Source organism: Pseudomonas sp. IPO3778 (assembly GCF_013386825.1).
Lineage (GTDB): Bacteria > Pseudomonadota > Gammaproteobacteria > Pseudomonadales > Pseudomonadaceae > Aquipseudomonas.
In genome coordinates this window covers 677-952 of the sequence record NZ_JACARC010000054.1, presented here as the reverse complement: position 1 = coordinate 952, position 276 = coordinate 677, and the positions used below count along the sequence as shown (strand labels likewise).

Here is a 276-nt window from a genome sequence, read left to right as displayed (position 1 = left end):
AAGCATGAGCGCCGGTATACCGGTTTCGACGACAAGATCATCGCTATGTATGCCCGTGGAATGACGGTCAGAGAGATTCGTGCGTTTCTTTCTGAGCAGTACGGCACGGACGTCTCGCCCGATTTCATCAGCTCTGTGACCGACGAGGTCATGGAGGAAATTGGCGCGTGGCAACAGCGCCCGCTGGAGCAGATGTACCCGGTCATTTTCTTTGATGCCCTGCGGGTGAAGATCCGCGAGGAAGGCCTGGTGCGCAACAAGGCCATCTACCTGGCG

General features: G+C 57.2%; 1 protein-coding gene. It reads left to right on the top strand.

Annotated elements, in window-relative coordinates:
• Window positions 1-276, top strand: a 276-nt coding sequence (locus HX855_RS33535) for a transposase (RefSeq protein ID WP_256736845.1), incomplete at both ends; no start/stop codon positions are given.